Here is a 15,988-nt window from a genome sequence, read left to right on the forward strand (position 1 = left end):
TAAAATTAGGTATAATTTCATACGGCTGTGACACGGGCAGGGTATAATCTTCATTTTGCCCACTTTGTCTTTCTTTTGCAGCGCAGGATAGAGTATATTTGATGTTTGTATACCTGATTCGCTGACACATTATACCTACCAAAAAGCATGTCGCACACACCTGAAGGCATTATAGAGCAACTGAAGAAAAGGCAGTTCGCGCCCGTGTATTTTTTGCAGGGGGAGGAGCCGTTCTACATCGACCAGATAGCCGACTACATTGAGGCCAACGCCTTGAAGGAGCACGAAAAAGGCTTTAACCAAGTGGTGGTGTACGGTAAGGACGTAGATGTGGCCACAGTGTTGTTGCAGGCGAAACGCTTCCCGATGATGTCTGAGCGGCAGGTGGTGATCGTGAAAGAGGCGCAGAGCATCGTGGACTTGGAGCGCGAGGAGGGTATGAAGCAGCTAGAAGCCTACCTGCAAAATCCTTTGCCCTCCACCATATTGGTTTTCTGCCATAAGCACAAGTCCTTAGACGGTCGCAAAGCATTGGGGAAATCGGTGCAGAAGCACGCTGTTTTGCTCACCACCAAAAAGCTGTATGACAATCAAGTGCCGACTTGGATCAACGGGTATGTGAAGTCCAAGGGGCTGCAGATCAGTCCGAAGGCGGTGATGCTGCTGAGCGAATACATCGGGGCCGACCTGTCGCGTCAGGCAAATGAGATAGACAAGCTGCTCATTAACCTGAAGCCGGGGCAGACAATAGACGAGCGGGTAGTGCAGGAGAACGTAGGCATCAGTAAAGAGTACAATATTTTCGAACTACAGTCCGCTTTGATTGCGCAGGATGCCCTGAAGGCAAACCGCATCATTCACTACTTCGAGGCCAACCCAAAAAACAACCCGCTTATACCTAACCTAAGCCTTTTGTTTTCGTTTTTCACCAAGCTCCTGACCCTGCACCAGTCGGCTGATAAAACTGAATCCGGAGTTCGAAAGAGCTTAGGCAATCGGGGCTTTCTGGTGAAGGAATACATGCAGGCGCTGCGTGCGTATCCGCTGGGCCGCGTAGCCGACATTATCCACCACATACGCGTGGCTGACCTGCAGGTAAAGGGTGTCTCGGGCGGTGATATGAGTGAAGCTGAAATTCTTAAAGAGTTGGTTTTCAAGATCCTTCACCCGGTGCCCAGAACTTTAACATTTCATTAAGTACAATTTAGCGTTTGCAGTACAATATTTGCTGCACTAGCTGCATTGTATAAAGGGCGTTGGTCCGGGTCAGGTACGTGCTTTCGGATGTTTATTGCGTGTTGGTTCGTGCGGTTGTCAATTTTTATTTAACTTTGAGTTGGTCACGATGACTGTAGTGCGATTCGGCGCTCAGTACCGTTGGTCCTAAAAATAGCCATAAGATTAGCTTCTGAGGGAGCAAAAAGACACATATGAAGATAGCCTATAAAGTAGCGCTGGCATCGGTTCTGGCTGGAGGAAGCCATGTGGCGGTCGCGCAGCACACGCAGGTATTCACCGCAAAAGACAAACATTACCATGAGGGAGTGGAGCTTTTTGACCGAGCCAAGTATGGCGCGGCGCAGGAAGCTTTTCGCAAGTACATCAACCTGATTGGCGACGATGCCAAGACGGCGGACGCACAGTACTATTATGCGCTGAGCGGTCTGTACCTGCTGCACCCTGACGCGGAGCAGTTGATTCTGAACTTCACGCGTAAGTTTCCGACACACCCGAAGACCACATTGGCTAACTATGAGCTGGGCCTGTACTACTTTGAGAACAAGGACTATAAAAAAGCGGTTGAGAAACTGGAAAGTGCTCCGACGCATTTGCTGAGCATTAAGCAGAACAAAGAGCTGGAGTTCAAATTAGGCTATTCTTACTTCGCCAACAAAGATTTTAAAAACGCCAAAATCTGGTTCGACAAGAACAAAACGACTGGCTTCCGGGAGGATGAGCATCGTTTTGCTTACGCTTCTAACTACTATGCCGGCTACATTGCCTACCGCGAAGGCGACTATGACGGTGCGAAGGCAGATCTTCTGATCGCCGAAAAAAATGAGGCCTATGCCCAGATTGTGCCCTACATGATTACAGAGATTCTCTATAAGGAGAATGACGTGTATGAGGTGATCCGCTACGGAGAGGCAGCACTTGCCAAAACCCCGAAGGTGCAGCAGGCTGATGAGATTGCTCTGTTAGTCGGGGATGCCTACTACCAGCGCGCGGATTACAAGTCGGCGGAAAAGTACTTTAGCCAGTATGCACAGGGCAAGCGCAAGCTAGAACCGGTTATACAGTATAAGATCGCCTTCACAGACTACAAGAACGGCAACTACAAGAATGCCATTGCCAATTTTAAAGAAGTAGCGAGCAAAAAAGACGCACTCGGTCAGAATGCGGCTTACTATTTGGGTTTGAGCTACCTCCGCGAGGATAACAAGCAGTATGCGATGACCGCCTTTGATCAGGCCCGCAAAAATGATCATGACAAGGAAATAACAGAGGCGGCTACCGTAAAATATGCGCAGGTAAGTTACGAACTGGGCAACTTCCGTGAGGTCTTCAACTCCTTGCAGACTTTTAATCAGGATTTCCCGAAATCACAGCATGCCGCCGAAGTGGACAATCTGTTGAGTGAGGCCTATTTCAACTCCAATAACTATCCAGAGGCGATTCGGCACATTGAGAACATGCCAAACAAGAGCTACCGCATTCTGGAAACTTACCAGCGTGTGACGCATTTGTATGGGGTAAACCTTTTTAACGAGGGCAAATTCCCATCGGCGGTTGCGCTGCTCGACAAATCGCTTCAGTACCCCTACGACAAAGAAATCACAGCAGCCAGTCATTTTGTGAAGGGCGAGGCTTACTCCATGGGACAGCGTTACGTGGATGCCATCAACAGTTATGCGGCTGTATTCCGCAATAGCGGTGCCAGTAAATCAGACTACTACCTGAAATCACGCTATGGTATCGGCTATGCCTACTACAACTCCAAAGAGTACGATAAGGCCCAGCCGCACTTCAAGGCCTATGTGGATGCCACCAATCCAAGCGATCCGAACCATTACGATGCTATGATACGCTTGGCTGACCTGCACTACGTGAACAAGCAGTATAGCCAAGCTTTGGGACTGTATGACAAGGTGCTGGCTTCCAATTCGCCTGACAAAGACTACGTGTACTTCCAGAAGGGTATTGTACAGAGTTTGAGTGGCAACAAAGATGGCGCGAAGCAAAATCTGCAAACTGTGATAACTCAATATCAGAAGTCACGCTATGTGGAACCTGCCATGTACCAGCGCGCGATCATCGATTTCGAGGCCGGTAACTACCCTTCGGCTGTCACTGGTTTCACTAACCTGATCCAAAGTAGACCACAGAGCAAACTCCTGCCAAATGCGCTCGAAAAACGAGGGATAGCCTATGCTAACATGGGGCGCAATGCTGAGGCAGCTGCGGATTATAAGCGCGTAGTCGATGAATTCCCGAATTCACGTTCCGCCAGCGGCTCGCTTTACAGTCTGCAGGAAGTACTCGCTGCTCAAAACAAAAGCGAAGAGTTTGATACGTATGCTGAGAAATTCAGAACGGCCAACCCTGAGAGTAATGCTCTAGAAAGCATTGAATTCGAAGCTGCTAAGACGCTTTATTTCAATGAGAAATACGATCAGGCTCTAACCAAATTGGAGAGTTACTTAAAGACCTATCCGAAGAGTCCTTTTGCCAGCGACGCCCGCTACTTCTTAGCAGACTCATATATGAGAGTAGATAACCAGCAGGAAGGTTTGCCGCGCATGAAAGAAGTAATTACTGAAAACAAAACGGAGTACTTGAACCGTGCCATTCAGAAAGTGGCTGATGCTGAGTTTGAGAACAAGAATTACCCAGAGGCGATCAAGTATTACAGCCGTCTGCGTGATCTGGCCATTAACCGTCGCGAGCAGCAAACAGCTCTCACCGGTTTGATGAAGAGCCACTTCCTGACAAAGGACTATAGCTCATCCAAGCGCATCGCCAACGAGCTGATCAGTCAGGGCAATGCGGCGCTGTATGTTTATAACACGGCCCTTCTTTACAAAGGCAAAGCCACGTATGCGGAAGGAAACTTGGAGCAGGCGCTTAAGGAACTGCGAGAAACTGCTGCGGCTGCGGCTGATGAGAATGGCGCTGAAGCGCAGTATCTGGTAGCCGAGATCCTTTACAAGCAGAAGAAGCACAGCGAGTCTATTGATGTGGCCTTCGACTTCAACACCAAATTCTCCAGCTACGACTATTGGTTGGGCAAGTCCTTCCTGATTATTGCCGACAACTATGTTGCCCAGAAGGAGACCTTCCAAGCCCGTGCAACGCTGAATTCAATTATCGAAAACTCACCTGAGGCGGAGATTGTGGCAGAGGCTAAGCAGAAGTTGGCAAAATTAGGCGGCGCTGACAGCAGCCCGGCTGACACACTGCAGGGAGGTAACCAATAATACATCAGATGATGCTGAAGAGAAAAACCAACATGAAGAATAAATTAAAGAAAGCTTCGCTCGTCCTTGTATTGTGTGCGGGATACAGCTTTATGAATAGCGCTGAGGCGCAAACGACCGGCTGGGGCGAAGGCGCCAAGCTACAGGACGCCGAAGTGGTGGTAGAGAAGGACCGCAAAATTGAACTGCCGCGGGCCTCTCGCAACTATCAAAAATTTGCCGTAGCCCCACCTGAGCAGGGTGACCGCAATGTGCGCTACCGCTTTAGCGACTATAGATTGGCCGAGCAGGATGTGGACCTGCAGATGCGTGTGCTTACCATCAAGCAGGATGAGCTCACTAAACTGTACGGCAACTACCTGAAGGCGGGTATAGGCAACTACGGTACGCTGTACCTAAAAGGCTACTTCCATAACAAGCGCAGCAATGTGGCTTCTTACGGAGCGGATGTTAGCCATATCACTTCTGCCAGAGGACCGGTAGACGGCAAAAATTCTGCTGTGACCAACTCGGCCATCAACGTGAATGGCGAGACTTACATGCAGGGGCTTACCTTGGGAGGCAAACTGGGCTACGGACGCGACAAATATCACTTTTACGGATTTAGCCCCAAACCTACCGATGACTGGGTTACTCCTAATCAGGTATTTAACCGTGTGAATGCCGAAGGGTATATGCATAACCATGGCGCAGGTATGCCGCTCCTGTTCAGGGCAGGTTTGAATGTGAACTACCTGAATGACCGCTACGACATGCGGGAGACAAACATCGCAGCCAAACTAAATACGGAGTATGGCATCGATGATGTTTCCGCCTTTAAAGTAGACACGGACCTATCGCTAGTATCGCACAAGGATTCTGCTTCGGTTAGCCGTACCCTGTTCAAAGTGCATCCGCAGTACGAGCGTCAGTTGAATGCCATCCGGCTTTCGATTGGTGCTAACATCGCTTACACAGGCGACACCGTAAACGACGCCCGCAAATTTAATGTATACCCTACCGTGCGCGTGGGAGTGGAGCCAATTAAGGATAACCTTCTGATTTACGCAGGTATAGGTGGGGATCTGCAAAGGGTTACTTTATATCATCTGACACAGGAGAATCCTTTCTTGGCGCCTAATGTAAGAGTGGCCGATCAGAACAAGGGGCTGGAGGTATACGGCGGCATGCAGGCCAATATTGCCAACTATTTGCACCTGACGGGCCGCGTGGCTTACCAAAATTTCCGCAACATGTATTTCTATAACAACTCGGCAAGCGATTCTAGTAAGTTTGACCTGTTGTATGACGACGGCGTGACAAATGTTTTCAATATTTATGGTGAGGCTACCTTCAATTATTCTGACGAACTGCGCATCGGATTAAAGGCTGATTATAATAAGTATAGCACGGCTAGCTTAGAGCAGGCGTTTCACCGTCCGGAACTGATGGCGAGCGTTTTTGCGACCTACAACTTCTACGATAAGATTCTCTTTAATTCAGAACTTTACTATATTGGGAGTTCTTTCGGACGTATTTATCGTCCGGACGGTACTTCTGTACTGAGGGAGACCGACACCATCATTGACCTGAACCTGAAGGCGGACTATAGATTCTCAAACAGGTTCACGACTTTCCTGATGGTGAATAATTTGTTTGCTCAGAAGTACGAAAGGTTTGTAAATTACCCGAACAAAAGTATCAACCTGATAGGAGGCGTCTCTTATTCATTCTAAGTGCCTATGGTAGAAAAGCACATAAAGAACCTGCTCTATAATCACGACTGTGTGATCATCCCGGATTTTGGTGGGCTGATCACACGGTACGTTCCGGCCCGGATCAACCCGGTGAAGAACACGCTGGTGCCACCGTCTAAAAAGATCGCTTTCAATGAAAAGCTGGTCTTAAATGATGGCTTGCTCATTAGTACGATTGCCTACGCCAACGGCATCTCCAAAGAGGAGGCCAAGCAGTTGGTGACAGCATTCGTGCATAAGGCCCGCACGCATCTGAACGGTGAGAACCGTTTTGAGATGACGGATGTCGGGGTGTTTCGCTATAATGCAGAGCATAAACTGGTGTTTGAGTACACCGAAGGCGATAATTTGTTAGAGGGAAGCTTCGGGCTTCCCGAAATTGTGGCTAGACCGATCCGCCATGAAGAGCCAGCCGTGCTGCGCACACTCATGAAGGAGCGTCAGGCTGCAGAACCAGCTACTTCCAAAAAGCCTATCCGTTCCCGTCTGAAGCGTGCCTACCACGTAGCTTCAGGTTTGGCACTGACAGGCCTTGTGGGTGCGGCGCTCTATATGCTGTCTCTGCAGACAGACTATAATATCAGCAGCCTAAATCCATTCTCGCTGCTTGGAACAGAGAGGCAGATGGAACAGGCACCAGAGTTGACTGCCCATAACATCGCCCCACAGGAGGAGGTGGCTTCAATTGATGCAGCGTCCCTAAACAGTTCTGCTGAGAACGAAAGCCCGGTCTACGATGTTGATGCGGATGCTTGGGCTGCTTCTTCCAGTAATACTAATGCTGAGGGTGTTCAATATACTGCAGAAGAGAACGTTACAAGTAATGTAGAGGAGGAGACTTCAGCTGTTCAACCTGAAGTGGTAAGCACCACGGTGAGCGGCAAAGACGGACGCTTCTACATCATTACAGGTGGCTACGCCCGCATGCACAATGCAGAGTACAGCCGCCAAGAGATTGCTGAGTTTGGACATGAAGCCAAAGTGCTGGAGCCCGGCAAAGGCAATAGGTTATTTAAAGTTTCTGTAGCCGATTTTGATACGGCAGAGGAGGCGCAAGCCGCTATGAACACCTACAGAAAATCATTCGGAGAACAAATTTGGGTTTTTAATAATTAACATGACATCTCTCTTCTTACAAATTACGACAGCCCCGGCTGACACCACTTCAATGCTGGCAGACGGAGCAGAAACTGCGGAAAGTTCCGTTTCATTGATGGATTTGGCTATGGCAGGCGGTTGGGCCATGATCCCGCTCTTGCTGTTGTCATTGGCTGCCGTTTACATCTTTTTTGAGCGTTACTTGACTCTCAAGAAAGCCGCCAAAAACCCGGATGGTTTCAGTGACCGCATCAAGAGCATGGTATTGGCAGGTGACATCAACGGCGCCCGCATGCTATGCGCTCAAACTAACACGCCGGTATCCAGAATGCTGGGCAAGGGGGTAAGCCGCATTGGTAACCCACTTAAGAACATCGAAACATCCATCGAAAACGTGGGTAAGATTGAGATCAGCCGACTGGAGCGCAACCTAGCCGCCTTGGCAACCATTGCCGGTGCTGCGCCTATGTTGGGCTTCTTAGGTACGGTAACGGGTATGATCCAAGCCTTTATCGCGATTGCGCAGGCGGAAGGCTCTGTAAGCCCGCAGTTGCTTTCAGCCGGTATCTACCAGGCGATGGTAACAACGGCTACCGGTTTGATGATCGGACTGCCAGCCTACGTTGGGTACAACTACCTCGTGTCTAAGATCGATAACATCGTTCACGCCATGGAGTACTCTTCGATAGAGTTTATTGATCTGTTACAAGAACCACAACTTTAAGCATGAATTTACGCTCAAAAAACAGGATCAACCCCGATTTCAACATGTCCTCCATGACGGACATCATCTTCCTGTTGCTTATATTCTTCATGCTGACGTCTAACTTTGTGACGCCTACTGGTTTGCCGGTTAGCTTACCTTCCAGCAAGGTGTCTAACATCGTGATGGAAAAGGTTAACATCACTATTACAAAAGACTTAGGTTACTACCTGAACGGTAAGCAAATCGAGGAGTCGCAGCTAGAGCCTCAACTGGCAGCACTTTTGCAGGGAACAGAAGAAGGTGTGGTGGTGTTGAACGTAGACAAGACCGTGCCGGTGGAATATCTTGCCAAGGTGGCAGGTATAGCCGCTAGCTTAAAAGCGAAAGTAACTTTGGCCACTGAGCCAACCAAGTAGCGTTAATTTCACATGGAGATAGCATTATCACAGGAAGAGGAAAAGAATAAGAAGATTGCTGCAGGCATTAGTATCACCCTGCACGTGATCATCCTCTTGCTGCTTTTTTTCCTGTTAGCTTGGAATGGTGCTCCCGGCGACCCAAACGAGGAAATAGGTATTGAACTGAATTATGGTACCGATGCCGTAGGCAGCGGCGATGTGCAGTCGAAAGCTACTCCGAACGAATCGAAGAATGTGGAGGACAGCAAGCCTGCTCCGACACAGCCGGATCCGCTTCCGGAGCCAAAGCCTGTAGCGGCTGCCACACCAACGCCTCCTACACCGGTAGAGACGCCTAAGGTGGTGACTGCCCCTGTAGAATCTCCTGTATCTGTAAAAGAAGAAGTAAAGCCACAGCCGAAGCCTCAGCCTAAAGTAGAGGAAGTTAAAAAGCCGGTAGAGCAACCGAAGGAAGAGGTGAAGAAGCCCGAACCTGAGAAGCCACGCACGCTTTATCCGGGTAAGCCATCAGAAAGCACCGGTACAGGCAAAAGCGGTACTTCTAATGAAGCAACAGGCAACAACAACGGTGACGATGCCAACAAGGTCGGCGACAAAGGAGATCCGCGAGGTATCATGGGTGCCAAAAACTACGAAGGTAATCCGGGTGGCGGCGGCGGTGGCGACGGTCTGGACATGGCTGGCTGGCGCTACGATGTTTCACCGAAGCGTGACCCCTATGATAATGAGACTGGTTTTGTGAAGTTCCGTATCCGTATTGATGCCGATGGCAACCTGATCGGTGTAGAACGTTTGGAAAGCACAGTTTCACCACACGTAGAAAAATGGTACCGCGACCAACTGCAGAAGACCACTTTTAGCCGAACAGGCGGTGGCAGAAGCACTTCAGGAGCTACCGGAACCGTAACTTTTGTGATCAGATCCCGCTAATCCCTTTTTTGATTTCATGACCTATCAAGAGTGTCTTGATTACTTATACCAGCAATTGCCGATGTTTCAACGCATCGGCAATGCTGCTTTTAAGAAGAGCCTAGACAACATTATCGCCCTCTGCGATGCCCTCGGACAGCCGCAGCATAAATTTAAGACGGTGCACGTGGCCGGTACCAATGGCAAAGGCAGTAGTTCTCACATGCTGGCCGCCGTGCTGCAAAGTGCTGGCTACAAAACCGGGCTCTATACTTCGCCGCACCTCAAGTCCTTTACGGAGCGTGTGCGTGTGAATGGGGTGGAGTTGCCGCAGGATTACCTGATCCAATTTGTAGAAGAGCATAAGGATTTGTTTGAGCGTGTAAAACCTTCATTCTTTGAAATGACGGTCGCACTTGCCTTCAAATATTTTGCTGATGAGCAGGTGGATGTCGCCGTGATCGAAGTAGGCCTTGGTGGAAGGCTGGACTCCACCAATATCATTACGCCTGAAGTATCGCTTATTACCAACATCGGCTTTGACCATCAGGCGCTCTTGGGCGATACCTTGGCTGAGATTGCAGGGGAGAAGGCCGGCATTATCAAGCCGCACACACCTGCCATAATAAGCACAAAGCAGTCAGAGATAGCACAGGTGTTTACCCAGAAGGCCAAACAGGAACAGGCGCCGCTTTATTTTGCCACCGATACCTTACAGGTCCAGCCAAAGGAACAGCGATTGGACGGACAGGTGTTTGATGTATACCGTGATGGTGAACTGTGGTTATCCTCTCTTCAATCAGACTTAGCAGGTATATACCAGCAGTACAACCTGCCGGGAGTTCTGCAAACCGTGCTGTTACTACAGGAGCGAGGCTACATTATACCTGAATCTGCCATACGCCAAGGTATAGCCGATACGAAAGGTATAACAGGACTAAAGGGCCGCTGGCAAATCTTAAATGATAGACCTTTAACTATTTGTGATACTGGGCATAATTTAGACGGCATTAAACAGATACTTGCACAGTTAGAGGCCTTGAATCCGAAGCAGGTGCACATGGTGTTTGGTGCCGTGAACGACAAAGATGTGACGACCATTATGCAACTTCTACCGAAGCGCTATACCTATTATTTCTGTCAGGCCCAAATACCGCGGGCTTTGCCTGTAACTGAGCTAAAGGAAAAGGCAGATTTGATCGGATTGAAAGGTGATGCCTATACCTCGGTGGCCGAGGCCATCGCCACTGCCAAGGCAAATGCACAGCCGGATGAGGTAATATTTATCGGAGGTAGTACCTTTGTGGTCGCAGAGATAGAAGAACTATAAAGAATGGGAAGATCTAAATTAGAGAAATTTGCCGCCATAGCTGAGCGGGAGAATGTAGTTGAGCCGGGAAGCGAGCATTATGGCCTGTTGAAAGGCAAATGGCGCGACGAGTTTTTTGAGAACGATAATCCGCTTATACTGGAGATTGGCTGCGGTCGCGGTGAGTACACGGTAGGTATGGCCCGCCTGTTTCCTGACAAGAATTTTCTGGGGCTCGACATCAAAGGAGCCCGCATCTGGAAGGGGAGCACCTTGGCGCAAGAAGAAGACCTGTACAATGTCGCCTTCCTGCGTACCTTCATCGAAAATCTAGAAGAGAACTTTGCTGTGGGCGAGGTGGATGAGATCTGGGTAACTTTTCCGGACCCGCGACCGAAGGACCGGGATATCAAGCGTCGCCTGACTTCCCCACGTTTTCTGGACCTGTACACCAAGATTCTAAGGCCGGGAGGCATCGTGCACCTCAAAACCGATAGTCAGATGCTGTTCGACTATACTTTGGAAGTGCTGCAGGAACGCAAGCCCAAGGAGCTTCTATTTACGAATGATCTCTACCAGTCTGATCTGCAGGAGCACACCATGGGTATTTATACCACGTATGAGAAGCGCTACCTCGAAGAAGGCATCTCAATCAAGTACCTGCAGTTTAAGGTATAAGTCTGCCTGAGGCAGAAAAACTAATTAGCATCACGTAATAAAAACGGCCCGTTATACCTAGGTACAGCGGGCCGTTAATGTTTTATAGGTGCAGTTCATGTCCCTATGCGGTCAATTTAAGTTGTATTAAACTTAAACTGTCATCTCGAAAGAATTGAGAGATCTGACATATTACAAAGCCGTTGCAACAGTTCCAATTACTCCCAACTCAAGACTCAAGCCTCAGAACTCGAGACTCGCATTGCCCTAGTTTTCCTCGATCTCTTCAAAAATCTCCTGCAGTTCGTCAAAGTCCTTCAGACCGGGTTTGATCTCATGACCACCGCGAAGACCTATACCTGCCGGTTTGATCTCTTTTAGGATAGTGCTGATGTTGTGGCGGTGCACACCAAAGCCGAGGTATACCTGAAAGCGCTTTGCCAGATTCTTAAGGAATTTTGTGTTCGTTTCGTCAATGCTGTCGAAGTCAGTGGAGTAGATCAGAAAGCTGTCCACAGAAGGGCCGTAGAGCTCCATCATTTCCAGTAGCTCGTTCTCCACCGTGTCTTTGTTGATGAACACCTTCTGTATCACCGGGCGGTTGATCTCTTCAATCTCGTCGATCAGGTAAGGCGTGTCCAATTGTATGTAGTCCAGACCAAAGTCATCGGCATACTGGTTGATAATGTCCGGTTTGGCACGCTCAAATTCACCTGCCAGTTTCACACCCGACACCCATCCTACAATTTCCTTCAGCGTGTCAGATGACATGCGCTCTTTATCGTCGAGCTTCAAGTTGAAGCTGATAATGTCTACACCCATGCCGGCACAGTAGCGCGCGTCACTCAAATTATTTATACCGTTCACTATCACAGAGGTACGTAAGCCCATAGCTATCTTATCTTTTATTGAACCGTGCTGGTTCAGGTTGTCCTATTAAATTCCAAAGTAAGTCCCAATTAGGGTACAATGCCATACTTTTTAAGGTTTTTTTTGAAAGAGGTTACAAATCCGGCGAATCATAACGTCACGGCTGCACCAATATTTGACGGGCTGAATCTTTATTAGTGGTGTGATGTTACTATCTTTGTAGTAAAATTACAGCAATTCGTATTTCATTTTTAAAGATAGATGAGTAAGTTAGGAAGGGTATTAGTAGCCATGAGCGGCGGTATCGACAGTTCGGTAGCGGCCGTGATGTTGCATGAGCAGGGCTATGAGGTAGTGGGAATGACCATGAAAACGTGGGATTATGCCTCAAGTGGCGCCAGCAAGAAAGAGACTGGATGCTGCAGCCTCGACTCCATCAACGATGCCCGCAACATAGCAGTACAACTTGGTTTCCCGCATTATATAATAGACATACGTGAAGAGTTTGGTGATTTCGTGATCAACCACTTCACTGATGAGTACATTGCCGGCCGCACGCCGAACCCATGCGTGTTGTGTAACACACACATCAAGTGGGATGCCTTGCTGCGTCGCGCCGACCAGCTGGGTTGTGACTTTATAGCTACAGGCCACTATGCCAATATCCGCGAGGAGAATGGCAGATATGTAATCTCCAAAGGTTTGGATGAGAACAAAGACCAGTCCTATGCGTTGTGGGGCATCTCGCAGGAGAGCCTGAGCCGTACGATCTTCCCATTGGGCAGCCTGCGTAAAACGGAGATTCGCCAGATGGCCATGGACCGCGGCTTTACCGAGTTGGTAAACAAGCCGGAGTCTTACGAGATATGCTTTATACCTGACAACGACTACCGTGGCTTCCTGAAGCGCAGGGTAGAAGGGTTGGAAGAGCAGGTGGCCGGCGGCGAGTTTGTGCTCGAAGACGGTACGGTGGTTGGCAAGCACGAAGGCTATCCGTTCTATACCATCGGGCAGCGCAAAGGCCTAGGTATAGCGCTCGGTTTCCCGGCTTATGTGACACGCATTGAGAAAGATAGTAACCGTGTTGTGTTGGGCAACTACGAAGATCTGGCCAAAAACGCTATGACCGTGGGCAAGCTCAACATGGTCAAATATGACAACCTGATCGGTCAGCCTATACCTACTATTACCAAAGTGAGGTATAACGACCCGGGTACGGAGGCCATCATTGAGCAGGAAGGCGACAAAATGAAAGTACATTTCCTGAGCGGCGTACATGCCATCGCACCGGGACAGGCAGCTGTTTTCTACGAAGGCAACGACGTGATTGGCGGTGGCTGGATCGAAACCAACTTTAACTCAGACTATAACCTGAACGTGCTCCGATAATGAGAAAAGCCCTTTTGCTTCTGGTTGTGCTGGCCACCTTTGTTGCTGGCTGTGACAACAAGTACAAAGACCCAGACCCACAGGCGATGGGCTATGATTATTATCCGATTGAGGTCGGGAACTACCGCGTGTATAATGTAACGGATATCAGATTTAGAGACAATGTAGGTGATACATCCCGGTTCCAAATGCGGGAGCGGGTGGACACCAGCTTCCACGATCAGACGGGCCAGCTCGTCTATAAGGTTGTTCGCTCCATAAGACCAAACGATAGAAGTGCATGGTTGGATGACTCTGTAATGGTTGTTGCGAAGACGGAGCGTATGGTAATGCTGACAAAAGACAATACGAAATATGTAAAGCTGGTTTTTCCTGTCAAAGAAGGTACTGAATGGGTTGGTGATATTTATAATACTAAGTTAGCTCCGTTTGGAACGACTAATAAAGTTAGGGATGGCAAAGAGGTTTATACTTTTACTAATGTTGGAGTTCCTTTTATAATTGGTGAAAGTAATTTTCAAACCACAGCAACTGTTATTCAAAAAAGCTCAATCAATTCCTCTTTAAATCTCGATGAACGTTATGAAGTGTATGAATTAGGAACTGGATTGGCTTACAGATTATTTAACCGGGCAAGTTATTCCCCATGTAATGTAGACGAGTGTTTATTTGGTGAAGAATATAAACTCGAAGGCCACGAACGCCATGAAATCCTGATAGACCACGGTAAACTTTAGACCACATGCGCTTAATTACTCTGATCATCGTCCTATTACTGATTGTGCCTCTCACACAGGCTCAAGATAGCGGCGGCAACTCAGAGCAGAAGCACCTGATCTATTTCACAGACAAAGCTGAATCTCCCTATTCCTTAGAGCAGCCTGAATTATACCTGTCTAGTAAAGCCCTTGAGCGTCGCAAACGGCAAGGTATAGCGGTAACGCCGCGTGACTTTCCGGTCAATCCAAACTATATTACTGCCTTAAAAGAGCGAGGCGCAACAGTTTTATTTACCTCCCGTTGGTTTAATGCAGCTGTGGTACAGTGCTCTCCCGAAAAGCTCGCTGAGTTGCAGTCGCTAACCTTCGTGCGCTCCTCACAGAACTTAAACAGAGTAGTCACGCCTGCCGCCGGTAAAAAAGGAACACAGGAAAACGATAGCATGCGATTGGCAAAAGCAGCCTTTGATGCTGCTTACTATGGTCCCGCTTTTCATCAGTCTAATATGCTGGGCGTGCCTGAAATGCATGCCGCCGGTTACAAAGGTGAGGGTATGACCATTGCCGTTTTCGATGCCGGTTTTCCGGGCGTGAATAGCATCGGTGCCTTTACCCATCTTTTCCAGAACGAGCAACTCAAAGGCACTTTCGATTTTGTGGGAAGAAAGCAGGATGTGTTTGGCCATAATCAACACGGTACCTCGGTACTCTCCACCATGGCGGCTTACGAGCCCGGTCTATTGGTAGGCACGGCTCCCAAGGCAAGCTACTACCTTTTCCGCACCGAAGATGCCGCTACGGAGCATAACATTGAAGAAGTGAACTGGCTATTGGCCGCCGAATTCGCTGATAGCGCCGGGGTGGACATCATTAATTCCTCGCTGGGTTACACTGTTTTCGATGATCCTTCTTATAGCTATTCTTACAGCGAACTCAACGGCAACACGTCCATCGTAACTCGTGCAGCTGACTTCGCTGCAGCCACCGGGATGTTAGTGGTAACGAGTGCCGGTAATGAGGGCAATAAGGCATGGCGCTACATCTCAGCCCCCGCCGACGCCGACTCTGTGCTCACGGTAGGTGCGGTGGACTCTTTAGCCAATCATGCTATCTTCAGTTCTTTTGGCCCGACGGGCGACAATCGCATCAAGCCGGATGTAGTAGCGATGGGGCAAATGGTCTATGTACTTTCTTCATCTGGAAGACTGGGACGCTCAAACGGTACTTCTTTCTCTGGACCTATCATGGCAGGTATGGTGGCTTGCTTATGGCAGGCCAACCAAGAATTGACAAACATGGAATTGTTGCAACTGATACGGCAGTCGGGTAGTCACTACAATAACCCGAACAATAGCATCGGCTATGGTGTCCCTAATTTTAACCGCATCGTGACAAGCCTGACGGACCCGCTGCACGCAGGTATAGTGATTACCAATCCGGTCGGTAATGAACCCATTCTATTGGTGATGGACGAAAGTTGGATAAAAGAGCATGCCTTAGCACAGGTATACGATGCCACCGGTAAGCTGGTGCATTCACAATTGCTGGTGGCGAATAACCGCCGCCATGCCTTAAGCCTCAAACCAAGTCGACTAAGTAAAGGCGTATACTTGTGCAAAGTGAGCGCAGGCAGCAAAACTGTAACATTGCGCTTCGTTAAACTTTAACAGCCTTCTCTTTTGCTGCGTCAGATTCTAT

Annotated in this window: 13 protein-coding genes; 12 read left to right on the forward strand and 1 reads right to left on the reverse strand. The window is 48.8% G+C overall.

Going from position 1 to position 15,988, the window contains the following annotated elements; translation table 11 throughout:
* Positions 1 to 147: 147 nt before the first annotated feature.
* From holA to trmB, 9 genes are all read left to right on the forward strand, one after another.
* Complete coding sequence (holA, locus tag Q1A04_RS17520; protein WP_299708574.1) at positions 148 to 1,197, forward strand: DNA polymerase III subunit delta; 1,050 nt, start codon at positions 148 to 150, stop codon at positions 1,195 to 1,197.
* A gap of 233 nt (positions 1,198 to 1,430) precedes the next feature.
* Positions 1,431 to 4,478 (forward strand): tetratricopeptide repeat protein, encoded by a 3,048-nt coding sequence (locus Q1A04_RS17525; protein ID WP_299708576.1) that lies wholly within the window; start codon positions 1,431 to 1,433, stop codon positions 4,476 to 4,478.
* Between the two features lie 32 nt (positions 4,479 to 4,510).
* Entirely contained in the window at positions 4,511 to 6,193 is a 1,683-nt protein-coding gene (locus Q1A04_RS17530) for a TonB-dependent receptor (RefSeq protein ID WP_299708578.1), read from the forward strand.
* A 6-nt stretch (positions 6,194 to 6,199) separates the two neighbouring features.
* Positions 6,200 to 7,330, forward strand: a complete 1,131-nt coding sequence (locus Q1A04_RS17535) for an SPOR domain-containing protein (RefSeq protein ID WP_299708580.1) — start codon at positions 6,200 to 6,202, stop codon at positions 7,328 to 7,330.
* Positions 7,331 to 7,382: 52 nt separating this feature from the next.
* Positions 7,383 to 8,036 carry a MotA/TolQ/ExbB proton channel family protein gene (locus Q1A04_RS17540; RefSeq protein ID WP_299708838.1) on the forward strand — a complete coding sequence of 218 codons (654 nt, stop codon included), beginning with the start codon at positions 7,383 to 7,385 and terminating at the stop codon, positions 8,034 to 8,036.
* 2 nt (positions 8,037 to 8,038) lie between these two features.
* The gene (locus tag Q1A04_RS17545) at positions 8,039 to 8,434 is read left to right on the forward strand and encodes a biopolymer transporter ExbD (protein WP_299708582.1); all 396 of its coding nucleotides are present in this window, start codon (positions 8,039 to 8,041) and stop codon (positions 8,432 to 8,434) included.
* A gap of 12 nt (positions 8,435 to 8,446) precedes the next feature.
* On the forward strand, positions 8,447 to 9,367 hold the full coding sequence (locus tag Q1A04_RS17550; protein ID WP_299708584.1) for a hypothetical protein: 921 nt from the start codon (positions 8,447 to 8,449) through the stop codon (positions 9,365 to 9,367).
* A 16-nt stretch (positions 9,368 to 9,383) separates the two neighbouring features.
* Positions 9,384 to 10,676, forward strand: coding sequence for a folylpolyglutamate synthase/dihydrofolate synthase family protein (locus Q1A04_RS17555; protein ID WP_299708585.1), 1,293 nt, complete (start codon positions 9,384 to 9,386; stop codon positions 10,674 to 10,676).
* Between the two features lie 3 nt (positions 10,677 to 10,679).
* Positions 10,680 to 11,333, forward strand: a complete 654-nt coding sequence (trmB, locus tag Q1A04_RS17560; protein ID WP_299708587.1) for a tRNA (guanosine(46)-N7)-methyltransferase TrmB — start codon at positions 10,680 to 10,682, stop codon at positions 11,331 to 11,333.
* A gap of 246 nt (positions 11,334 to 11,579) precedes the next feature.
* Here the strand turns inward: trmB and Q1A04_RS17565 are convergent, their stop codons facing one another.
* Positions 11,580 to 12,203, reverse strand: coding sequence for a hypothetical protein (locus Q1A04_RS17565; RefSeq protein ID WP_299708589.1), 624 nt, complete (start codon positions 12,201 to 12,203; stop codon positions 11,580 to 11,582).
* 240 nt (positions 12,204 to 12,443) lie between these two features.
* Between Q1A04_RS17565 and mnmA the strand changes: the two genes are divergently transcribed.
* From mnmA to Q1A04_RS17580, 3 genes are read left to right on the forward strand one after another with little or no spacing between them, the layout of a single operon-like run.
* Positions 12,444 to 13,571 carry a tRNA 2-thiouridine(34) synthase MnmA gene (gene mnmA, locus Q1A04_RS17570; protein WP_299708591.1) on the forward strand — a complete coding sequence of 376 codons (1,128 nt, stop codon included), beginning with the start codon at positions 12,444 to 12,446 and terminating at the stop codon, positions 13,569 to 13,571.
* A complete protein-coding gene (locus tag Q1A04_RS17575) occupies positions 13,571 to 14,308 on the forward strand; it encodes a hypothetical protein (protein WP_299708593.1) in 738 nt (245 codons plus the stop codon). Before mnmA ends, Q1A04_RS17575 begins: the two co-directional genes overlap by 1 nt.
* Positions 14,309 to 14,313: 5 nt before the next feature.
* The gene (locus Q1A04_RS17580) at positions 14,314 to 15,957 is read left to right on the forward strand and encodes a S8 family serine peptidase (protein WP_299708595.1); all 1,644 of its coding nucleotides are present in this window, start codon (positions 14,314 to 14,316) and stop codon (positions 15,955 to 15,957) included.
* Positions 15,958 to 15,988: the final 31 nt, after the last annotated feature.

This window comes from uncultured Pontibacter sp. (genome assembly GCF_947499215.1).
Classification (GTDB): domain Bacteria; phylum Bacteroidota; class Bacteroidia; order Cytophagales; family Hymenobacteraceae; genus Pontibacter.